Origin of the sequence: Sulfitobacter aestuarii (genome assembly GCF_042685005.1) — a bacterium.
GTDB lineage: Bacteria > Pseudomonadota > Alphaproteobacteria > Rhodobacterales > Rhodobacteraceae > Sulfitobacter > Sulfitobacter aestuarii.
In genome coordinates this window covers 363,501-383,626 of the sequence record NZ_JBHUMP010000001.1, presented here as the reverse complement: position 1 = coordinate 383,626, position 20,126 = coordinate 363,501, and the positions used below count along the sequence as shown (strand labels likewise).

Here is a 20,126-nt window from a genome sequence, read left to right as displayed (position 1 = left end):
TCGTCCGCCCGAATTTAGGGCCTCATGGGCAGAATGTAACGGTATGTAGTGTAGGAACACAACGAATAGTGGGCTGATCGGCCTTAAAACATGCGTTTTTTTGCTGGTTTTGGACGTTTCGCAGCTCAGAGGAAGGCCGTTTCCTCGAAAGAACGCAGTTTCCTGCTGTGAATACGTTCGATCGGCGTGCTGCGCAACAGTTCCATGGCGCGTATTCCGATCATCAGATGTCGCGCAACCTGGCTCTTGTAGAAGTCCGAGGCCATGCCCGGCAGCTTCAACTCGCCATGCAATGGCTTGTCCGAGACGCAGAGCAGCGTGCCGTAGGGGACCCGGAAACGGTAGCCGTTGGCGGCGATCGTGGCACTTTCCATGTCAAGCGCGATGGCCCGGGACTGGCTGAGGCGCTGCACCGGGCCGGATTGGTCGCGCAACTCCCAATTGCGGTTGTCGATGGTCGCTACAGTGCCGGTACGCATGATCCGCTTGAGCTCGTAGCCCTCGAGTTCGGTCACCTGCGCGACCGCCTGTTCCAGCGCGATCTGGATCTCGGCCAGTGCCGGGATCGGCACCCAGATCGGCAGGTCATCGTCGAGCACGTGATCTTCGCGCAGATAGGCATGAGCGAGCACGAAATCCCCCAGAGCCTGCGAATTGCGCAGGCCGGCGCAATGGCCGACCATGATCCAGGCATGCGGACGCAGCACGGCGATATGATCTGTCGCTGTCTTGGCGTTCGAGGGACCAACTCCGATGTTGACCAGCGTGATGCCGGCGCCGTCGGCCCGCTTGAGGTGATAGGTCGGCATCTGCGGCATCTTCAACGAACTGGCCAGCTCGGCGTCCCCGTCGGCGATCTCGGCATTGCCGGTGGAGACGAAGGAAGTATAGCCGCTGTCGGGATCGCGCAGCATGGCGCGGGCATATTCCTCGAATTCGGTGACGTAGAACTGGTAGTTGGTGAACATCACGTGGACCTGGAAATGCTCAGGATCCGTAGCGGTGTAATGGGCCAGCCGGGCGAGCGAGTAATCGACCCGCTGCGCCGAGAAGGGCGCCAGCGGCGCGACGTTGTCGGGGGGCACATAGGTGCCGTTGACGATGTCGTCATTGGTGGTCGAAAGGTCCGGCACGTCGAAGACATCGCGCAGCGTAAACTCGGCGGCCCCCTCCTGCGGGACGTTCAGCCGCCGGTCGCCCGTGACCGCGAAGTGCACCGGGATCGGCGTGTCGGAGGGACCGATGATCACCGGCTGGTCATGATTGTCGAGCAACAGCGAGATTTGCTGGATCAGGTAATTGCGGAACAAGTCCGGCCGGGTAATCGTCGCCGCATAGGTGCCGGGGGCGGAGACATGGCCGAACGACAGGCGGCTGTCGACATGGGCATAGGTCGATGTGCGAAAGCGAACCTCGGGATAGAAGGCACGGACACGCGCCTCCGGCGGGCCGACTTCCATCGCATTGGTGAACTGGGTGCAGAGGAAATCCGTCGCCTGCGCGTAGAGCTCAGTGAGCCGGTCCACGGCGGCGGTGGCGTCGTGGAATTGCTCGGACATCGGGGCGTCGGGGGTGAGGATTGCGGTCATGTATGGGACTCTAACAGGGGAATGAACTCGAACTTCCGAACATCGACCAGACCGAGATCGGAGATGCGCAGCTCCGGTATCACCACCAGCGCGAGCAGCGAATGTTGCATATAGGCATTATACAGCTTGCAGCCGCAGTCCCGCATCGCCTCCATCATCGCTTCGGCCTTGGCGGCGACCTCGGGGGCCGGGCTGTCTGACATCAATCCGGCTATCGGCAGTTCGACCAAGGCAAGCTCCGCGCCGTCGCGGAAAATCGTGATGCCGCCGCCGACATCGCGCAAACGGTTCGCGGCAAGCGCCATCTGTTCCTCGTCGGTGCCGACCACGATCATGTGGTGACTGTCATGGGCCACCGTCGAGGCCATCGCCATCGCCCCTTCATAGCCAAAGCCCGAGACGAAGGCGTTGACCACATTGCCGGTGCCCCGGTGACGCTCGACCAGCGCAATCTGGCAAACCTCGCCCCCGGCCTGCACCCGCCCCTCAGTAACCCGCAGTTCGAATTGCAGCGCCTTGGTAGGGGCCTGGTTTTCCACCACGCCGATGACATTGGCCATCACCGCATTGGCGCCTTCCGGGGCAGGGATGAGGAAATCCTTCGCCGTCAGTTCGCGGCCCATGTTCACGGTCTGCCGGGCGGCCGCAGGCCAGTCGTAATGCGGACAATCGACCAGACAGGTGTCCCCTTCGGCGACGATCTTGCCGCGGGCAATCACCAACTCGATCGGGAGGGTGTCAAGGTCTGAAGTCAGGATTACGTCCGCCCTGCGCCCCGGGGTCAGCGAGCCGATCTCGCGTTCCAGCCCGAAATGTGTCGCGGTATTGATCGTCGCCATTTGCAGCGCCACAAGCGGGTCGCAACCGCAGTCGATCGCGTGGCGCACCACCCGGTTCATATGGCCGTCATTGACCAGCGTGCCGGAGTGGCAATCATCGGTGCACAAGATGAAGGAACGCGGATCGAGCCCCTTTCCGGTAATCGCGGTAATTTGGCTTTCGACATCATACCAGGCCGAGCCGAGCCGCATCATCGCGCGCATGCCCTGACGGACCCGGGCGATGGCGTCGGCTTCGCAGGTGCCCTCGTGATCATCCGCCGGGCCACCCGCGACATAGGCGGCGAAGGCCGGGCCGAGATCGGGGGAGGCATAATGCCCGCCGACAGTCTTGCCCGCGTGCTGGGTCGCGGCGATCTCCGCCAGCATCTTCGGATCAGCGCCTGAGACACCGGGGAAATTCATCATCTCACCGAGCCCGATGATGCCGGGCCAATGCATCGCCTCGGCAACATCTTCGGCGGTGATCTCGAAACCCGTGGTTTCCAGCCCCGGCGCCGAGGGCGCGCAGGAGGGCATCTGTGTGAAGATGTTGATCGGCTGCATCAGCGCCTCGTCATGCATCATCCTCACGCCCTTGAGCCCCAGCACATTGGCAATCTCATGCGGGTCGGTGAACATCGATGTGGTGCCATGCGGGATCACCGCGCGGGCGAATTCAGCCGGAGTCAGCATGCCGCTCTCAATATGCATATGCGCGTCACAGAGGCCGGGGATCATATAGCGGCCATGGGCCTCGATGATCTGCGTCTGCTCACCCCGGCAATGGCTTGCGTCAGCGCCGACAAAAGCGATGCGCCCGACGGCGATGGCGATGTCGTGGCCAACTAAGGCTTCGCGGGTGTGGACGTTGACCCAGATGCCGCCGGTGATGATCATGTCGGCGGCCCGGCGTCCGGCGGCCACGTCGATCAGGTGCGCGGCGCTGTCGGGCCAGGAGGGAAATATTTCTTGCGTCATGGTCCAAGTTGACACGAAGCTGGCGGCAGGTTCAAGCTTGGGTAACGTAAGGTGTCGTCATGGATTACGAGACGGTATCGGCCGAGGATTTCGGCCAGTCGCTCCGTGGGATAGGATTGAACCTGCTGGTCCGCGACGTGCCGCGGCAAGTGGCCTTTCTAGAGGCTGTTTTCGGTATGAAAGGACATCGCGTCTCCGCCGATTTCGCGATCATGGTCTATGGTGATCAGCTTTTTCAGCTGCATAGTGACGGCACCTATCACGAGAACCCGCTGCTCACCCTGTTGCCGGAAAACCCGCCGCGCGGCGCCGGACTCGAGATCAGGCTCTATGACAGCGATCCCGAGGATGTTTGCGCGCGTGCCGAAGCGGCCGGCGGTATGATCCTGCAGTTGCCGAGCGATCGGCCGCATGGGCTGCGCGAGGCCTATGTGTTGTGTGAAAACGGCTATGCCTGGGTTGCCAGCCGCTCGCTTTGAAACGCGGCGAGTTCGGCGCGCAGCCATGTAACGAAGACCTGCGCCGAGGCCATGCCCTGTGCCGGAGCCGATTGGATCAGGTAATAGGCTTCCTGCATCGTCGCGCGATGCGAAAAAGGCGCGACAAGGCGACCTTGCACGATCAGATCGGCGGCAATCGCATCATGCCCCAGCGCCAATCCGCCGCCTGAAAGCGCGACGGCCAGCGGCATGGAATAGGTGGTGAAATAGGTGATAGGCGGCTGCGGCCAGTCCATATCCTGTTCCTCCGCCCAGCCTGCCCAGCTGCCCATCATGTTCGAACAATCGTATAGCGGCTGCGCCGTTAGATCGGCCAGCGTCACCGCATAGCCCGGGGCGCAGACCGGGTAGTAGGCATCCCTGTGCAACAGCTCGGCCAGCACCGTGTCGGCAGGACGCAGGGAATAGCGGATCTCGATGTCGATACCCTCGGCGATGTCGCGGGGCTCCCAGAGCTCGGTCGAAAGATAGAGCTGCACGTCGGGATGCGCGGCCTGGAAGCGGGGCAGCCGCGGCGCCAGCCAATATACCGCAAAGCTGAGGTTGCATTGTATGCGCAGCACGTCGCCACTGGCCCTTGTGATGGCGCGGGTGCCCTGGCTGAGCGTGCGAAATGCGTCTCTGACAACGGGAAGATAGGTCAGACCGGTCTGCGTCAGTTCCAGTATCCGGGCGCGCCGATAGAACAGCGGCCGTCCCAGATGTCCCTCCAGCGCCTTGACCTGCTGGCTTACCGCACTTTGAGTCATGTTGAGATCCCTCGCCGCGCCTGTGAAGGAAAGATGCCGCGCCGCGGCCTCGAAGGCGCGCAGCCAGTTCAGCGGCGGCAGTGAATTACGGTCCATAACATATCCAGTAGTAAAACTTATACGAGACTAGCGTTTTTTTCGTTGGTCATTCAACCCGTGCTTCGCCAGTCTGACGCAAACGGAGGAATGTCACATGAGCGTCACCAATCTGCGGCAGAACATGGAGCATTGGCAGGAGCGGGTCGATCTTGCCGCGGCCTTCCGCTGGACCGCGCGGCTCGACATGCATGAAGCAGTGGCCAATCATTTCTCGCTGGCGATCAACGAGGAAGGCACGCGCTTCCTGATGAACCCCAATCAGGTGCATTTCTCCCGCGTCAAGGCAAGTGACCTGCTGGTTGTGGATGCCAACGACCCCGAGACGCTCGAGGGGCCGAACGCTCCGGATCCGACGGCCTGGGGCCTGCATGGCGGCGTGCATCGCCTTTGCCCTCACGCCCGCTGCGTCATGCATGTGCATTCGATCTACGCGACGGTACTGGCCTGCTTGCAGGACAGCCGCCTGCCACCGATCGACCAGAACAGCTGCACCTTTTACGACCGAGTGGTGATCGACGAGGATTACGGTGGCCTGGCCTTCGAGGAGGAAGGCGCGCGCTGTGCGGCGTTGCTGCATGATCCCAGGCAGAAGGTCATGGTGATGGGCGGTCACGGGGTAATGGTGATCGGGGAGACGGTCGCGGAGACGTTCAACAGGCTCTATTATTTCGAACGTGCGGCCGAAACCTATATCAAGGCACTGCAGACCGGCCTGCCCCTGCGCCGCATCCCCGATGACATTGCCGAGAAGACCGCCCGCGAGCTGGAGGCCTATCCCGAACAGGATGCGCGGCATCTGGCGGAGTTGAAGGCGATCCTCGACAGCGAAGCCTCCGACTACGCAACTTGAGCCGCCCGACCGGTTCGACACGGTTATATTGTCCGATTGAGTGTCGGCCCGTGTTTGGCACGGCGGTAACCCGATCCCGGTGACGAATTCCAAGGAACAGTGACGCTGAAGGGCGTCTGAAGAGAAGAAAGACATCGCATGCATTACGGCCTCACCGAAGAAAATCACATGATCGCCGATACGGTGCGCAGCTTTGTCGAAAAGGAGATCTATCCTCACGAAGAACTGGTGGAGCGTACCGGCGAAGTGCCGCGGGAGATCGCGGACGAGATCAGGCGCAAGACGCTGGAGTTGGGGTTTTACGCCTGCAATTTCCCCGAGAGCGTCGGCTGCGCCGGTCTCAACCATCTGGAGTTTGCGCTGGTCGAACGCGAGCTGGGACGCGGCTCGATGGCGCTGAATCACTTCTTTGGCCGACCGCAGAACATTCTGATGGCTTGCGAGGGCGAGCAGGTGGAGCGCTACCTGATGCCGACGGTCCGCGGTGAGCGGATGGACGCGCTGGCAATGACCGAGCCCGGCGCCGGCTCGGACGTGCGCGGCATGAAATGCGCCGCCGTGCGCGACGGCGGCGACTGGGTGGTCAATGGCACCAAGCATTTCATCTCGGGCGCCGATCACGCCGATTTCATCATCGTCTTTCTTGCCACCGGCGAAGACGAGACGCCGAAAGGACCGAAAAAGCGGATCACGGCTTTCCTTGTTGACCGGGATACGCCGGGTTTCACGATCCGGGAGGGCTACAAATCGGTCAGCCACCGGGGATACAAGAACATGATCCTCGATTTCGACGATTGTCGCCTGCCGGATGCGCAGGTGCTCGGAGCAGTCGATGGTGGCTTTGAAGTAATGAATACCTGGCTCTATGCCACGCGGATCACCGTGGCGACAATGTCGGTGGGGCGCGCACGCCGGGTCTTTGACTATGCCCTCGATTACGCCGCAACGCGCGAACAATTCGGGCAGAAGATCGGCAAGTTCCAGGGGGTGAGCTTTCAACTCGCCGACATGATCACGGAGATCGATGCGGCGGACCTCCTGACACTTGCCGCCGCCGACCGGCTCGACAAGGATCTGCCCGCCAATCGCGAGATTGCCAGCGCCAAGCTCTACGCGTCCGAGATGCTCGCTAGGGTTACCGATGCGGCGATCCAGTTGCATGGCGGCATGGGGCTGATGGATGATTATCCGCTGGAAAGATTCTGGCGCGATGCGCGGGTCGAACGGATCTGGGACGGGACCAGCGAAATCCAGCGCCATATCATCAGCCGTGAAATGCTGCGCGCGCTGGGCGCCTGACGGCGGGCCTGAGAAAGAGGGGGCCAGCCCCCGTCGCGCAGGCGCGACGTCCCCCGAGGTATTTGAAACCCAAAGAAGCCGAGTGACGCAGATGTTTAGGGTTCGTTCATCATGACACAGCTAGCCTACAGAGGCGGTACAGGCGGAGGCGCCGATGACCGCACCCGAAGAAGCCCCTTGCTTGGGACATGCGGCAAGGGGAGGATTCCTGCCGGATCTCTTGGCTTCTCCTGGCCGGAAATACCTCCGCCGGAGGCTCGAATTCTCTTTCGGCGGGACATTGTCCATGCAGCGTGATCTTTCGAGATTGTTGCGCCCCCGCTCCATCGCGGTGATCGGCGGCGGGGCATGGTGTACCCAGATCATTCGTCAATCACGGCGCATGGGGTTTTCCGGTTCCATTCATCTCGTGCATCCCAAGGGGATCGAGGTTGACGGGGTGACCGCCGTTACGTCGCTGGCAGATCTGCCGGAGGTGCCCGATGCGGTATTCATCGGGGTCAATCGTTTTGCCAGCGTCGAGATCGTCTCGATCTTGGCGCAGATGGGCGCGGGGGGCGCCGTTTGTTTCGCCTCCGGATTTGCCGAGGCGGCGGCGGAGGATGCGGAAGGACAGGATCTCCAGGCCCGGCTCGTCAGGGCTGCGGGTGCGATGCCGGTACTGGGGCCGAATTGCTACGGATTCATCAATGCCCTTGACGGAGCATTGCTCTGGCCGGACCAGCATGGCTGCACCGGCGTCGAGTGCGGCGTGGCGATCCTCACGCAATCCTCCAATATTGCCATCAACCTGTCAATGCAGCAGCGCAGCTTGCCGATCGCCTATGTGGTGACCTGCGGCAACATGGCTCAGACCGGCCAGGCCGAGATTGCTAGGGCGCTGCTCGATGACCCGCGGGTGACTGCCATCGGGCTGCATGTCGAGGGGTTTTCGGACACGGGCACCTGGCACGCCCTGGCCCTAAAGGCAGCGGCGCGCAATGTGCCTTTGATCGCGCTGAAGGTCGGTGCGTCCGATCAGGCCCAGCAAGCGACCGTCTCCCATACCGCGTCGCTGGCCGGCAGTGATGCCGGGGCCGCAGCCTTGCTGGCGCGTTTGGGCATTGCGCGGGTGGCCGATCTTTCCGTTTTCTTGGAGACGTTGAAGCTGCTTCATTGCAATGGTCGACTTTCGTCAAGTTCTTTGTCCTCGGTCAGTTGTTCGGGCGGCGAGGCGAGCCTTGCGGCGGATAGCGCCCATGGACGTGCGATCGATTTCCCGCCTCTCACGGAAACACAGCGCAGCGCGCTTGCTGAGGCCTTGGGTCCGATGGTCGCGCTGTCCAATCCTCTGGATTATCACACCTATATCTGGCGCGACGCGGAAAAGATGGCGCGCGCCTGGGAGCCGATGGCGGCCGCGCATATCGGATTGACGCTGTTGATCGTAGATTATCCTCACACGGATGCGAGCGATTGGGAATGTGCCACGCAGGCGGCCTTGACGGTGCGCGCGCGCAGCGGACGGCCGGTGGCGGTTGTCGCCACCCTGCCGGAATTGATGCCCCCCGAGGTTGCCGCGCGGCTCATGGCGGGGGGCGTGACGCCGCTATGCGGCTTGAGCGAGGCCATCGCTGCGGCGGAGGCGGCAAGCTCTGCCGGGCTGCCGGACCCCGAACCGCCTCTCCTCCCCGGCGCTTCAGGCGGTGCGGAGATGATCAGCGAAGGGGAGGCGAAGTGTGCCCTGCAAATTTTCGGCCTCGATATTCCGCGGGCGCGGCAGGCAGCTTCGGCAAGTGATGCCGCAATCGCGGCGCGGGATCTGCGACCGCCCCTGGTGCTCAAGGGCATGGGGTTTGCCCATAAATCGGAGGCTGGCGCGGTGCGTCTCGGGCTGAAGGCCGACGAGATTGCGTCAGCGGCGCGGCAGATGCAGGCCGCTGACTATCTGGTCGAGGAGATGGTGCAGGATGGTATGGCTGAACTGCTGATCGGAGTGACCCGCGATCCTGCGCATGGATTCGTGCTGACCCTGGGGGCCGGGGGGGTGCTGACCGAGCTTTGGTGTGACACGGTCTCCCTGTTGCTGCCGGTGCGGCCGGAGGATATCGAACGCGCGCTCGATAGACTGCGCATCGCGCCATTGCTGCACGGATATCGTGGCAAGCCCGGCGTTGACCGAGCCGCGATCTGCTCGGCTGTTCTGGCGGTCCAGGCCTATGTGATTGCGCATCAGGACAGCATCAGCGAGGTTGAGATCAATCCGCTCATCTGCACGCCGGTGCGCGCCGTCGCCGCCGATGCGTTGATCAGAAAAGCCTGAAGGAGAGCCATTATGGACCCGATCAAGACCCGCGCCGAAGATGGCGTTCTCGAAGTCACACTGGATCGGCCGAAGGCCAATGCCATCGACCTGGTCACCTCGCGTCGCATGGGCGAGGTCTTTGCCGAATTCCGCGACGATCCGTCCCTGCGGGTGGCGATAATCACCGGAGCGGGCGAGAAGTTTTTCTGCCCCGGCTGGGATCTCAAGGCCGCTGCCGAGGGCGACGCTGTGGATGGCAATTACGGTGTCGGCGGCTTTGGCGGGCTGCAGGAGCTGCGCGATCTCAACAAGCCGGTCATTGCCGCGGTAAACGGGATCGCCTGCGGCGGCGGGCTGGAACTCGCGATTTCGGCGGATATGATCCTGGCAGCGGAACATGCCACTTTCGCGCTGCCGGAGATACGATCCGGCACCGTGGCAGATGCCGCTTCGATCAAGCTGCCCAAACGCATTCCCTATCATATCGCGATGGAGCTGCTGCTGACCGGTCGCTGGTTCGACGCCGAAGAGGGCAAAGGTTGGGGGCTGGTGAATGAGATCGTGCCTGCGAATCGGCTGATGGACCGGGCCTGGGAGCTGGCGCGGCTGCTCGCCTCGGGGCCGCCGCTGGTCTATGCGGCGATCAAGGAGGTGGTGCGCGATGCGGAGGATTCAAAGTTTCAGGACGCGATGAACCGGGTCACCCAGCGTCAGCTGCGCAGTGTCGATGTGCTTTATTCCTCGGAGGATCAACTCGAGGGTGCCCGAGCCTTTGCCGAGAAACGCGACCCGGTCTGGAAAGGCAAATAGCAGGGCCATTTGCCAAGAGACGTGCGCTGCGGTTATCTGGATCCTGTTGATTTGTTTTCAGGTATCCGCGGATGAACATTCTCTTCGTACATCAGAACATGCCCGGCCAATACCGTGAACTGGTGCAATGGCTGGCGGCGCAGGGCGGGCATCGGATCTATTTCCTGACCCAGCGCCGCCAGCCGCCACGGTTCGCCGGGGTCGAAACCCGTATTTATCAGCCACATCACCGGCCCGCCAAGGATGCCTATGGATTGTCGAAAGCCTGGGAGGAGGCCACCGGCAACGGATTTGGAGCGGCGATGGCAGCGCGCAAGCTCGAGCGCGAGGAGGGTTTCCGCCCGGATATCGTAATCGGCCATGTCGGCTGGGGCGAATTGACCTTTTTCAAGCAGGTCTGGCCGGATGTGCCGATCATTGGCTTTTTCGAATATTACTACAGCGCCAGCGGTGGGCCGGTTGGTTTCGACCCTGAGGAACCGGTGAGCGATCATGCGCCCTTCCTGCTTGAGGCGCGCAATGCGGTACCGCTGGCGAATATCGAGAATGTGGATCTCGGGCTCGCGCCGACCCGGTGGCAGCGGGATCGCTTTCCGGCGCGGTTCCATGACAAGCTCTACGTCTGTCACGATGGTATCCGCACGGATTTGCTCATGCCCGATCCGGAGGTCAGCCTGTCGCTCGGGCGGCTTTCGCGTCCCCTGACGCGGGAGGACGAGATCGTTACATATGTGGCGCGCAATCTCGAGCGAACCAGGGGATTTCACATATTCATGCGCGCGCTGCCGCGGATCCTGAAGGAGCGGCCCGGGGCCCGCGTTCTGGTGGTTGGGGGCAATGATGTTTCCTACGGCGGCAAGAGCAGCAATCCCGGCGGGTTGCGGGCCGAGATGGAGGCCGAGGTCGGCAGGAATGTCGATTGGGAGCGGGTGCATTTTCTCGGGCAGGTGCCCTATCCTGACTATCAGAAACTCGTGCAGATCAGCCGCTGTCACATCTATCTGACCATGCCCTTCGTGCTGTCCTGGTCACTGCTGGAATCGATGTCGATGGGTGCCACGATCGTGGCGTCCGACGTGGCACCGGTACGCGAGGCGCTCAGTCATGGGGAGACCGGGCTGCTGGTCGATTTCTTCAATCCGCAGGCGCTGGCCGAGCAGGTGGTCGATGTGCTGGCGCGGCCGGGAGCCTACGCGCATCTTGGTCCGGCGGCGCGCAAACATGTCGTGGAAACCTATGATTTCCTCGGCAAATGTCTGCCCGAACATTTGGCACGTATCAACGCGCTGGTGCAGCAGGACAAGCGGATCGCCCTGCCATAAGCCTGTGGGGGCACAGGGTCTAGTTGGTCACCCTGTTGGCCGTGTTGACCAGTCCGAAGCCAGCGCCGATCAGTCCCAGAATGGTACGTGCGGAGGTGACCGGGCTTTCGGTCGCCAGTACCAGATCTCCGGATTGAATCAGGAAGTTGCGGGCGGAGAAAAGGCCGTCGGATGTCGTCAGATCGAGGGTGAAAACGACCCTCTGCTGACGCGGGCCGCGGATGCCGGGACGGACCGCGCTGGCCGGGTATTCGCGCAGGATCAGGATGCCCTGCGGGTCGGCCCGGCCTTCGTTCACCCCGCCGATGATCGCCAGCGCATCTAGCGCAGAGACTTCGTCACGGTTGAAGGGGAACTGCGCTTCGCTACCGGCGGCGCCGAGCGAGAGGAAGTAGCGTCGGTCGGCCTCGACGATCACCTTGTCGCCGCCGCGCAGACGTGTGTCGAGACTCGGGTTTTCATAGAGCCGTTCGACGGATGTAGTGTAGATCTGGCTGCCACGGACCAGTTTCACCTGCGGGTTCTGCAGCGAGTCACGTACCCCGCCACCGGCCGAGATCGCGGCCAGCACGGTGAAGTTATTGTCGGGCATGACGATATTGCCCGGCGCGGTGACGCCGCCGACCAGATCGACCGAATTGCCCCGCCCTTCGGCCATGGCGAGCTGCACCTGCGCGGAGGGCACAATCGCTTCGAGCCGCCGCTGGATAAGGCTGCGCGCGCTGTCCGGCGTACGCCCGGCGACGTTGAGCCGTCCGACATAGGGTACGAAGATGCTGCCGCTTTCGGAGACCCGCACGCCGCTGAGCTGCGCCATGCGTTGTTCCGGTGCGGTCAGGAGCGAATTTTCGCTGCTGTCCCAGATCGCCAGATTGAGCGTGTCACCGGAGCGGATGATCTGCGCGTTCGAGCCTTGGCTGCGACCGATCCAGGCATGATCGGCCCCGCCGTTGCCCGGCCATTCCCGGACGCTGGGCAGAAAGGCGCGGGTGACGGGATAGACGGCGAAATCAGCATCCGCGTCATCGGCACCGCGCAGAATTTCCCGCTCGACCGCCGCACCGCGCGGCAAGCTGCTGCAGGCGCCGAGGGTCAGGGCCAGCACGACCCAGATAACGTTTCTGATAGTAAGACCCATGACTGCACGACCGCTCTCTTTGGGTGATCCCATTTCCGGGAGGTTGCCGCCCGTTTACGCAAATCGGCGCAGAAGTGGAAGTATGGCGGATGATATTTCCGCCCCCGGTTGGAATTCTCTGGCGCGCAGGATAATGGCTTGACGGATCGGGTCAATCATTTCGGCGGCGGAACAGTGACGGGGCGGGCAGATATAGGCCATATTGTCGACAGAACGTTGGTGCTGGGCGCATCGGGACGTCTGGGGGCGATGGTGTGCGGCTTCTGGCCGGAGCGCGGGGATCTCGTCTGCCATTCACGTCGCGCCCTGCCGGGTTTCGTCCGCTTCGATCCCATGTCGGAACCCGAAGCGCTGTATAATGCCGCGCGCGGCGCGCGTGCGCTGATTTGCCTGTCGGGTGTCACGCCGATACGGGCGGCGCAGGATGGCGATCTGTTCTCATTGAACCGCGATCTGGCATTGGCAGCCGTTCAGGCAGCGGCCCGGGGAGGGGTAGGGCGGGTGTTCCTTGCCTCTTCTGCGGCGGTCTATGGAAATGCATCGGGGATTTGCTCGGAAGAGCTGTCCTGCACCCCGGTTTCCGATTACGGCAAGGCGAAGTTGGCAATGGAGCAGGCGGCACGGAGTGCCGCCCGGGACTTGGATCAGCCGCTTACCATTCTGCGCATTGGCAATGTCGCCGGGGCAGATGCAATTCTTGGGAATTGGCATCCCGAGATGCAGCTCGACCGTTTCCCCGACGGCCGCACGCCGCGGCGCAGTTATATCGGGCCCGAAAGCCTGGCCCTCCTGCTGCATCAGCTTACCCATCTCGCGGACGCGCCGGAGATCCTGAATATCAGCGCACCGGGCTGTGTGGAGATGGGTGATCTTCTCGATGCGGCGGGTCTGACCTGGACCCCGCGACCTGCGGGACCGGGGGCGATTGCCGAGGTCCGCCTCAGCACTGCGCGGCTCGAAGCGCTCACAGGGGTTGCCGCAGAGCGTGGAGAGGCGGCCGGATTGGTGGGGGAATGGCGGGCCTTCGCGGCATTGGAGCAGGGAGACCCCGAATGACCTGGCGCAAACGCATCTTCGATCTGTTTTTTACCAGCCTGCTGGTGGTGATCCTCGGTCCGATCCTGATTGGCCTGCTGATCTGGCTCTATTTCAAGGAGGGACGGCCGCTCTTCTACGTTGCCGAACGGATGAAGGGGCCGGACCAGCCGTTCAATCTCTGGAAGCTGCGCACCATGCGGATCGTCGATGAGGATCAGGGGGTCTCGGGCGGCAACAAGGCCACGCGTATCACCAAGACCGGCGCCTGGCTGCGGGCCAAGCGGCTCGATGAATTCCCGCAATTATGGAACCTCCTGCGCGGCGATCTCAGCTTCGTCGGGCCCCGACCGCCCCTGCGGGAATATGTCGAGCGTTATCCCAATATTTACCGCGAGGTGCTGAAATCGCGTCCGGGAGTGACGGGGCTTGCGACCATTCGTTTTCACAAACACGAGGAGCGCCTGCTGTCGCGCTGCGCGACGCCCGAGGAGACCGACGATATCTATTGCCGGGTTTGTATCCCGCGCAAGGCCCGACTCGATCTCATCTATCAGCGTCATCAAAGCACCTGCTACGATTTCGATCTGGTGTTTCAGACCATCGGAAACCTGTTTCGGGGCCGCAATGCGCGTCGCGATCGGCGGAAAGTGACCAAAATCCCGCGCCACAGATGAATGTTGATGCACCAGTTAACATTTCACTGTGAGAATGGGAGCTGATCCGTTAAGGACACGAGGTCTTTCAAAGGCAGTGAATTGTCGAGAATTGGCACCGGTCCGGCGTCGTGGTCGCATATCTGACCCTAAGCCCGTAAATCACAGCGGGTTGGTGCCGATTTAGCTATGAGGTAATTAGCGCTTAATGCTCAACTGGATCAAGTCACTCTCAAAGGGCCGTAAACGGACGATCATGCTGATGCTCGATTGCGGGCTGCTGGTGGCGTCGCTGATCTTTGCCTTTGGAGCGCTTGGCCTGTCGGGCGGCGTGATCGATCACCTGAGCCGCTACCTGATCATCCTGCCCTATCTATTGCTCATCTGCATCGCCGTCTCGCGGCGGCTCGGGATCGATGCGATCCGGCTCAACGACTATGACACGCCCGAGGTCGGGCTCACCGGTGTCTTCGCCACGATCCTGAGCGTTGCGGCAATCGTGCTGTCCTATATCGCCGATCTCGGCCTGCCGATTGGCGTGCATCTGGTGTTCGGCGCGGTATTCTTCTCGCTGGTGGTGATCAGTCGGGCGCTGCTGCTGCAGGTCGTGCTGCGGATCTATCGCCGTTCGAAATCCCGCTGCCGGGTGTTGATCTACGGTGCCGGCACCACCGGCTCGCAGCTCGTCTCGGCGCTGCGCAATCACGAGAATATCGAGCCCGTCGCCTTCGTTGACGACAACAAGGGCTTGCAGGGTCAGAATGTGGCGCGGCTCCCCGTTTATCCGTCCCTGCACATCGCCGACATCGTCGAGGAAAAGAACATCGACCGCGTGTTGCTCGCGCTACCCTCGCTGAGTCTGCCGAAACAGGCACAGATCGCGCGCCGGCTGGTCAAGATGGGGCTCGAGGTGCAGACCCTGCCGTCCTTCGCACAGCTGATCGGCGAGGAGCAGCTGGTCGACAAGCTCAAGCCGGTTTCGGCCCAATCCTTCCTCAACCGCGACGAGGTCGCCCATGCGATCAAGGACGGCGCCAGCAGCTATGGCGGCAAGTCGGTCCTCGTGACTGGTGCCGGCGGTTCCATCGGCTCGGAGCTTTGTCGGCAAGTTCTTGACTGCGGCCCGGCGCGACTGGTGCTTTACGAGCTCAGTGAACTGGCGCTCTACAATGCCGACATGGAATTACGCCAACTGGCCGAGGGGACCGGTATAGAGATCATCCCGATCCTCGGTTCGATCACCGATGCGCGTCAGGTACGTCAGGTGATTGAAAACAACAACGTGCAGATCGTGCTGCATGCGGCGGCCTATAAACACGTGCCACTGGTCGAGGCCAACCCCCTCGCCGGGCTGGTCAACAACGTGCTAGGCACTCAGACCCTGGCACAGCAGGCCGCCAAGGCCGGTGTCGAGCGTTTCATGCTGATCTCCTCGGACAAGGCGGTGCGCCCGACTAATATAATGGGCGGGTCCAAGCGGCTTGCGGAGCTGGTGGTGCAGGATATGGCGCGTCCCGATGCGGCGCGGAATACCGTGTTTTCGATGGTGCGTTTCGGCAATGTGCTCGGTTCTTCCGGCTCGGTCGTGCCGCTGTTTCAGGATCAGCTGCGCCGCGGCGGGCCGCTCACCGTAACCGACCGCTCCGTTGCACGCTATTTCATGACGGTGCAGGAGGCAGTGCGGCTGGTGCTTCAGGCCGGGGCGATGGCCCAGGGGGGCGAAGTCTTCGTGCTTGATATGGGCAAGCCGGTGCCGATCCTGCAGCTGGCGCGTCAGGTCATCGAAAGCGCAGGCTATACGGTGCGCGATGAAGAACATCCTGACGGCGATATCGAGATTGAATTCACCGGCCTGCGCCCGGGCGAGAAGCTGACCGAGGAGCTTACCCTGTCGGGCGATCTGATCGGTACGCGGCACCCCAAGATCTTCTCGACCCGCGAGGACGCGCTGTCTGAAATCGAGGTCGCCGCCGCCCTGCGCCAATTGCGCGAAGCTTTCGTGGCCAGCAACGAGAACATGGCGCGCGAGGTGGTGCAGCGCTGGGTCGAGGGATTCGAGAATGGCATGCCTATGCTCAAGACCTCGTGAGAACAGGTTTTCGACACTGTGCAAGGTGACGCGAAACTCGATGCAACAGTCGGCACGGGCGCAGTTGCGTTCCTCCTTCAGGATAGGCAGAAGTGGGATTGATGTGGGACGCTGGAATGGGATGGTATGATGTGGCGAGTTGACAGGCGCTGGACTGGTAACGTGCGCCCGGCCTTAATGTCACTGGGGCTGTTTGCGCTGGTCCCGGCCCCTGCGTTTGCCGCTGACCGCCATGACCTGTTCCTCTCAGCCGATCGACCTTCGCTCAATTTTTACGGCTCCCCCGGTTTGATCGACATGCCAAGCGCCCCGGCGCTGCCCGACGGGCAGCTCGCGATCGGTATCTCTCATTTCGGTGGCGTCACGCGCAACACGCTGACCTTCCAGGCCAGCCCGCGGATTTCCGCCAGCTTCCGCTATGTCGGGATACAGGATTGGAACTCCGACGGGTTTGAGACCTATCGGGACCGCAGTTTCGACGTTCGTTTCCTGCTCAACCGCGAAAGTCGCTACCTGCCCGCATTGACGGTCGGGTTGCAGGACTTTGCCGGCACGGGAATCTATGCCGGGGAATATATCGTCGCGAGCAAGAGATTTTCCGGGCTCGGCGGCCTGCCTGGAGATATCACCGTTACCGGCGGTCTCGGCTGGGGACGGCTCGGCTCCGAAGGCGGTATCGGGGAACCGTTCGGCGGCGACCGCCCGAGCTTCCGCCCGGGAGGCGACGGGGGGAAGGTCTCTTTTGATCAATGGTTCCGGGGACAGGCCGCGCCCTTCGCCGGGATCGAATGGGCGATCAACGACAAATGGGGGGTGAAGGCCGAATACAGTTCGGATGCCTATGTCGCAGAGACCGTGGATCGCGACGTCTTTACCCGCAAGTCGCGGTTCAATTTCGGCGCCGAGTATCAATATTCCGACCGTGTCAGACTGGGCGGCTATTACCTCTATGGTTCGGAGCTGGGCCTCAATGTCCAACTGCAGTTCAACCCGCGCAAACCACTGACCCCACTGCGCGTGACCCCCGCAACGCCCGTCAAGCAGCGCCCCAGCCGCGCGACGACCCCGGAGGCCTATGACACGGACTGGGCGGCCAGCGACAGCGCGCCGATGCGCCTGCGTGATCAGCTGATCCCGCTGCTGCAGGAACACGGCCTGACGCTGTCCGCACTGCGGGTCTCGGCGAGCGAAGCGGAGCTGCGCTATCGCAACGAGCGTTACCAGGCCGAAGCGGTTGCGGTAGGACGTGCGGCGCGGTCCCTGGCGCAGGTGCTGCCCGCCTCGGTGGAGACCTTCCGCATCGTGCCCATAGAGGACAACCTGGCGCAATCGGCGGTGACGATCCGGCGCACCGATCTTGAGGCGCTCGAATATGATCCGCAGGCTGCCGAAGCGCTGTTGGCGGTCAGCGGCATTGGCGCTGTGGCGCCGACCCTGACCGGGGCGATCCATAATGATGATCTCTATCCGGATTTCGCATGGTCGCTCGGGCCCTATGTCTCGCCCAGCTATTTCGATCCGGACGAGCCGGTGCGGGCCGACGGCGGTGTGCAGCTCGATCTGCGCTATCGCCCGGCACCGGGTTGGCTGATCGGCGGCAAGTTGCGGCACCGGCTTCTCGGCAATATCGCGGATTCCGTGCGCACGAGCAATTCCGTGTTGCCCCGCGTGCGCACCGACGGCGTGCTCTATGCAAGGGGCGGCGATACGACCTTGCAGTCGCTCTATGTCTCCAAGCAATGGAAACCGGGCGAGGACACCTATGCGCGGTTCACATCCGGCTATCTTGAGCGCATGTTCGGCGGAGTCTCCGGCGAGCTGTTGTGGAAGCCGGTGGCCAGCCGACTGGCACTGGGGGTCGAGGCGAATTATGCCCGCAAACGCGACTTCGACGGCGCCTTCGGGTTTCAGGATTACGACGTCGTCACCGGTCATGTCTCGGCCTATTACGAATTCAACAATGGCTTCCTCGGCCAGCTTGATGTCGGGCAATATCTCGCAGGCGACAAGGGCGCGACGGTGAGCCTGAGCCGCGAATTTGCCAGTGGTTGGCGGATAGGCGGTTTCTTTACCCTGACGGATGTTTCCTCGGCAGAATTCGGTGAGGGTTCCTTTGACAAGGGGCTGACCGTGGAAGCGCCAATCAGCTGGTTCCTGGGAGAGCCGTCCAGACGCACGGTCAATACCACGATCCGCCCCATCCAGCGCGACGGCGGTGCGCGGCTGAGCGTCCCGGGGCGGCTCTATGAACAGGTGCGGTCGGGGCACCGCGAAGCGATCGAGGAGCAATGGTCGAGAGTATGGGAATGACCGGTTTCGCCAGGGCCTGCGCCCTTCTCGCGGCGGCCATTCTGGCCGGTTGCAGCAGCGACGGCAGCCAGGATCGCGAAATCAACGCTCTGGCCGTTGGCGGCAGCGCGGTATTGCAGACATTGCAGACCGGGCGACCGGCAAAGGATGCGGCAAAGATCAGGGTCGAGGTGACCCCGGCCTTGCTTGCGGCGACGCCCGGCGCGGTGCTCGAAGTGGTACCGGAGCGGCTCGGATTGCAGGATTTCCTTCAGCGGATCGAAATCCGGCGCGATGTGACGCCGGGTGTGGTCGAGGTCTGGAAATCCTCCGATGATGCCCATGTGATCCTGCGCGACGGCGTGCTGGTCGCAACCAAGGGTTTCGGCGGGGACCTGCGCTCGGGGGAGGCTCGCACGGCGGTTGCCGGGTTCGACGGGGAAGGCGGCGGCGGTGCGCGGCTTCTGGTGATCGACCGTCTGGACGGCTCGGCGCAGAACGTACATTTCTCCTGTGAGATGGTGCAGCTCGGGCGCCAGGACGTCACCATCGCCGGGCAGCAGATCCCGACCCGACGGATCCGCGAGAATTGCCACTATCGCGATTTCAGCTTCACCAATGATTACTGGGTCGAGATCGGCAGCGGCCAACTGCACCAGTCGCGTCAATGGGCCGGGCCGCATATCGGCTATCTGAAACTGCGCCGCCTGAAAGGCTAGCCCCTTGTCGTCACCTGCGGCAGAAGTACCATTCGCTGATGAACAAGACGTTACTCTCCTTCGGACATGGCTACAGCGCCCGCGCGCTGGCTACACGGTTGCTGCCCAAGGGCTGGCGGATCATCGGCACCACGCGCAATCCCGACAAGCTGGCAGAGATCGCCGCGACCGGCGTGGAGCCGTTGCTCTGGTCCGGCAGTGACCTGCGGGACTGGCTGCGAGAGGCGCCGCAACTGCTGATCTCCGCAGGACCGGCGCCGCAGGGCGATCCGGTGCTGCATGATCTCGGCAACGAGATCCGAGCCGCGGCGCCGAGCTTGCGTTGGGTCGGCTATCTCTCGACCACCGGGGTCTACGGGGATCATCAGGGCGGCTGGGTCGACGAGACAACGCCGCTGCGCCCCGCGACCAGGCGCGGGCAGGCGCGGGTGGAGGCGGAGGCCGCCTGGCAGGCGATCCCGGAACTGCCGCTGCATATCTTCCGGCTCGCCGGAATCTACGGGCCGGGGCGGGGGCCATTCGCCAAGGTGCGGCGGGGCACGGCGCGGCGTATCATTAAGCAGGGGCAGGTCTTTTCACGCATCCATGTCGAGGATATCGCACAGGCTCTCGACAAGTCTTTGGCGCGGCCGCAGCCGGGCGCAATCTACAACCTCTGCGACGATGATCCGGCGCCGCCGCAGGATGTGATCGGCCATGCTGCCGAGCTGCTTGGATTGCCGCTTCCCCCGGCGATCGCATTCGAGGATGCCGAGATGACCGAGATGGCCCGCAGCTTTTATGCGGAAAGCAAGAAGGTGCGGAACGATCACGCCAAGGCGGCGTTGGGCTGGCAGCCGAAATATCCCGATTATCGAAGCGGATTGTCGGCGATGCTGGAAAATGACGCATAGCACAGA

Annotated in this window: 16 protein-coding genes; 12 read left to right on the top strand and 4 right to left on the bottom strand. The window is 62.7% G+C overall.

What is annotated here, in order from left to right:
• Window positions 1–125: 125 nt before the first annotated feature.
• Together ACFSUD_RS01940 and ade are read right to left on the bottom strand one after the other, a co-directional pair.
• Window positions 126–1,589 carry an AMP nucleosidase gene (locus tag ACFSUD_RS01940; RefSeq protein ID WP_386370932.1) on the bottom strand — a complete coding sequence of 488 codons (1,464 nt, stop codon included), beginning with the start codon at window positions 1,587–1,589 and terminating at the stop codon, window positions 126–128.
• The gene (gene ade / locus ACFSUD_RS01935) at window positions 1,586–3,388 is read right to left on the bottom strand and encodes an adenine deaminase (RefSeq protein WP_386370930.1); all 1,803 of its coding nucleotides are present in this window, start codon (window positions 3,386–3,388) and stop codon (window positions 1,586–1,588) included. Before ade ends, ACFSUD_RS01940 begins: the two co-directional genes overlap by 4 nt.
• 59 nt (window positions 3,389–3,447) lie before the next feature.
• On the opposite strand from ade, the gene ACFSUD_RS01930 reads away from it, so the two are divergent.
• On the top strand, window positions 3,448–3,867 hold the full coding sequence (locus ACFSUD_RS01930) for a VOC family protein (protein ID WP_386370928.1): 420 nt from the start codon (window positions 3,448–3,450) through the stop codon (window positions 3,865–3,867).
• Here ACFSUD_RS01930 and ACFSUD_RS01925 read toward each other — a convergent pair.
• A complete protein-coding gene (locus tag ACFSUD_RS01925; RefSeq protein WP_386370926.1) occupies window positions 3,837–4,733 on the bottom strand; it encodes a LysR substrate-binding domain-containing protein in 897 nt (298 codons plus the stop codon). The genes ACFSUD_RS01930 and ACFSUD_RS01925 overlap by 31 nt on opposite strands.
• A 97-nt stretch (window positions 4,734–4,830) precedes the next feature.
• Between ACFSUD_RS01925 and ACFSUD_RS01920 the strand changes: the two genes are divergently transcribed.
• From ACFSUD_RS01920 to ACFSUD_RS01900, 5 genes are all read left to right on the top strand, one after another.
• Window positions 4,831–5,586, top strand: a complete 756-nt coding sequence (locus ACFSUD_RS01920; RefSeq protein ID WP_386370924.1) for a class II aldolase and adducin N-terminal domain-containing protein — start codon at window positions 4,831–4,833, stop codon at window positions 5,584–5,586.
• Window positions 5,587–5,724: 138 nt separating this feature from the next.
• The gene (locus ACFSUD_RS01915) at window positions 5,725–6,885 is read left to right on the top strand and encodes an acyl-CoA dehydrogenase family protein (RefSeq protein WP_386370922.1); all 1,161 of its coding nucleotides are present in this window, start codon (window positions 5,725–5,727) and stop codon (window positions 6,883–6,885) included.
• 286 nt (window positions 6,886–7,171) lie between these two features.
• The gene (locus ACFSUD_RS01910; RefSeq protein WP_386370920.1) at window positions 7,172–9,187 is read left to right on the top strand and encodes an acetate--CoA ligase family protein; all 2,016 of its coding nucleotides are present in this window, start codon (window positions 7,172–7,174) and stop codon (window positions 9,185–9,187) included.
• 12 nt (window positions 9,188–9,199) lie between these two features.
• The gene (locus tag ACFSUD_RS01905; protein ID WP_386370918.1) at window positions 9,200–9,979 is read left to right on the top strand and encodes a carnitinyl-CoA dehydratase; all 780 of its coding nucleotides are present in this window, start codon (window positions 9,200–9,202) and stop codon (window positions 9,977–9,979) included.
• 71 nt (window positions 9,980–10,050) lie between these two features.
• Window positions 10,051–11,301 carry a glycosyltransferase family 4 protein gene (locus tag ACFSUD_RS01900; protein WP_386370916.1) on the top strand — a complete coding sequence of 417 codons (1,251 nt, stop codon included), beginning with the start codon at window positions 10,051–10,053 and terminating at the stop codon, window positions 11,299–11,301.
• Between the two features lie 19 nt (window positions 11,302–11,320).
• On the opposite strand, the gene ACFSUD_RS01895 is transcribed toward ACFSUD_RS01900, so the two are convergent.
• Window positions 11,321–12,439, bottom strand: coding sequence for a polysaccharide biosynthesis/export family protein (locus ACFSUD_RS01895; protein ID WP_386370914.1), 1,119 nt, complete (start codon window positions 12,437–12,439; stop codon window positions 11,321–11,323).
• A gap of 219 nt (window positions 12,440–12,658) precedes the next feature.
• On the opposite strand from ACFSUD_RS01895, the gene ACFSUD_RS01890 reads away from it, so the two are divergent.
• The 6 genes from ACFSUD_RS01890 to ACFSUD_RS01865 all read left to right on the top strand — a co-directional run bounded on the left by ACFSUD_RS01890 (window position 12,659) and on the right by ACFSUD_RS01865 (window position 20,120).
• Window positions 12,659–13,495 carry an NAD-dependent epimerase/dehydratase family protein gene (locus ACFSUD_RS01890; RefSeq protein ID WP_386370912.1) on the top strand — a complete coding sequence of 279 codons (837 nt, stop codon included), beginning with the start codon at window positions 12,659–12,661 and terminating at the stop codon, window positions 13,493–13,495.
• Complete coding sequence (locus tag ACFSUD_RS01885; protein ID WP_386370910.1) at window positions 13,492–14,151, top strand: sugar transferase; 660 nt, start codon at window positions 13,492–13,494, stop codon at window positions 14,149–14,151. Before ACFSUD_RS01890 ends, ACFSUD_RS01885 begins: the two co-directional genes overlap by 4 nt.
• Window positions 14,152–14,338: 187 nt before the next feature.
• Window positions 14,339–16,219 (top strand): polysaccharide biosynthesis protein, encoded by a 1,881-nt coding sequence (locus ACFSUD_RS01880; RefSeq protein WP_386370908.1) that lies wholly within the window; start codon window positions 14,339–14,341, stop codon window positions 16,217–16,219.
• 162 nt (window positions 16,220–16,381) lie between these two features.
• Window positions 16,382–18,529 carry a YjbH domain-containing protein gene (locus ACFSUD_RS01875; RefSeq protein ID WP_386370906.1) on the top strand — a complete coding sequence of 716 codons (2,148 nt, stop codon included), beginning with the start codon at window positions 16,382–16,384 and terminating at the stop codon, window positions 18,527–18,529.
• Window positions 18,526–19,227: a YjbF family lipoprotein gene (locus tag ACFSUD_RS01870; RefSeq protein ID WP_386370904.1), complete on the top strand. Its 702-nt coding sequence runs from the start codon at window positions 18,526–18,528 to the stop codon at window positions 19,225–19,227. Before ACFSUD_RS01875 ends, ACFSUD_RS01870 begins: the two co-directional genes overlap by 4 nt.
• A gap of 38 nt (window positions 19,228–19,265) precedes the next feature.
• On the top strand, window positions 19,266–20,120 hold the full coding sequence (locus ACFSUD_RS01865) for an SDR family oxidoreductase (protein WP_386370902.1): 855 nt from the start codon (window positions 19,266–19,268) through the stop codon (window positions 20,118–20,120).
• Window positions 20,121–20,126 lie beyond the last annotated feature (6 nt).

Bases quoted from the DNA above. Each gene is read 5' to 3' on its own strand.
- ACFSUD_RS01885 (WP_386370910.1), top strand. From the start codon at position 13,492: ATGACCTGGCGCAAACGCATCTTCGATCTGTTTTTTACCAGCCTGCTG.
- ACFSUD_RS01905 (WP_386370918.1), top strand. From the start codon at position 9,200: ATGGACCCGATCAAGACCCGCGCCGAAGATGGCGTTCTCGAAGTCACA.
- ACFSUD_RS01915 (WP_386370922.1), top strand. From the start codon at position 5,725: ATGCATTACGGCCTCACCGAAGAAAATCACATGATCGCCGATACGGTG.
- ACFSUD_RS01900 (WP_386370916.1), top strand. From the start codon at position 10,051: ATGAACATTCTCTTCGTACATCAGAACATGCCCGGCCAATACCGTGAA.
- ACFSUD_RS01895 (WP_386370914.1), bottom strand. From the start codon at position 12,439: ATGGGTCTTACTATCAGAAACGTTATCTGGGTCGTGCTGGCCCTGACC.
- ACFSUD_RS01865 (WP_386370902.1), top strand. From the start codon at position 19,266: ATGAACAAGACGTTACTCTCCTTCGGACATGGCTACAGCGCCCGCGCG.
- ACFSUD_RS01930 (WP_386370928.1), top strand. From the start codon at position 3,448: ATGGATTACGAGACGGTATCGGCCGAGGATTTCGGCCAGTCGCTCCGT.
- ACFSUD_RS01925 (WP_386370926.1), bottom strand. From the start codon at position 4,733: ATGGACCGTAATTCACTGCCGCCGCTGAACTGGCTGCGCGCCTTCGAG.
- ade (WP_386370930.1), bottom strand. From the start codon at position 3,388: ATGACGCAAGAAATATTTCCCTCCTGGCCCGACAGCGCCGCGCACCTG.
- ACFSUD_RS01870 (WP_386370904.1), top strand. From the start codon at position 18,526: ATGACCGGTTTCGCCAGGGCCTGCGCCCTTCTCGCGGCGGCCATTCTG.
- ACFSUD_RS01910 (WP_386370920.1), top strand. From the start codon at position 7,172: ATGCAGCGTGATCTTTCGAGATTGTTGCGCCCCCGCTCCATCGCGGTG.
- ACFSUD_RS01940 (WP_386370932.1), bottom strand. From the start codon at position 1,589: ATGACCGCAATCCTCACCCCCGACGCCCCGATGTCCGAGCAATTCCAC.
- ACFSUD_RS01880 (WP_386370908.1), top strand. From the start codon at position 14,339: ATGCTCAACTGGATCAAGTCACTCTCAAAGGGCCGTAAACGGACGATC.
- ACFSUD_RS01920 (WP_386370924.1), top strand. From the start codon at position 4,831: ATGAGCGTCACCAATCTGCGGCAGAACATGGAGCATTGGCAGGAGCGG.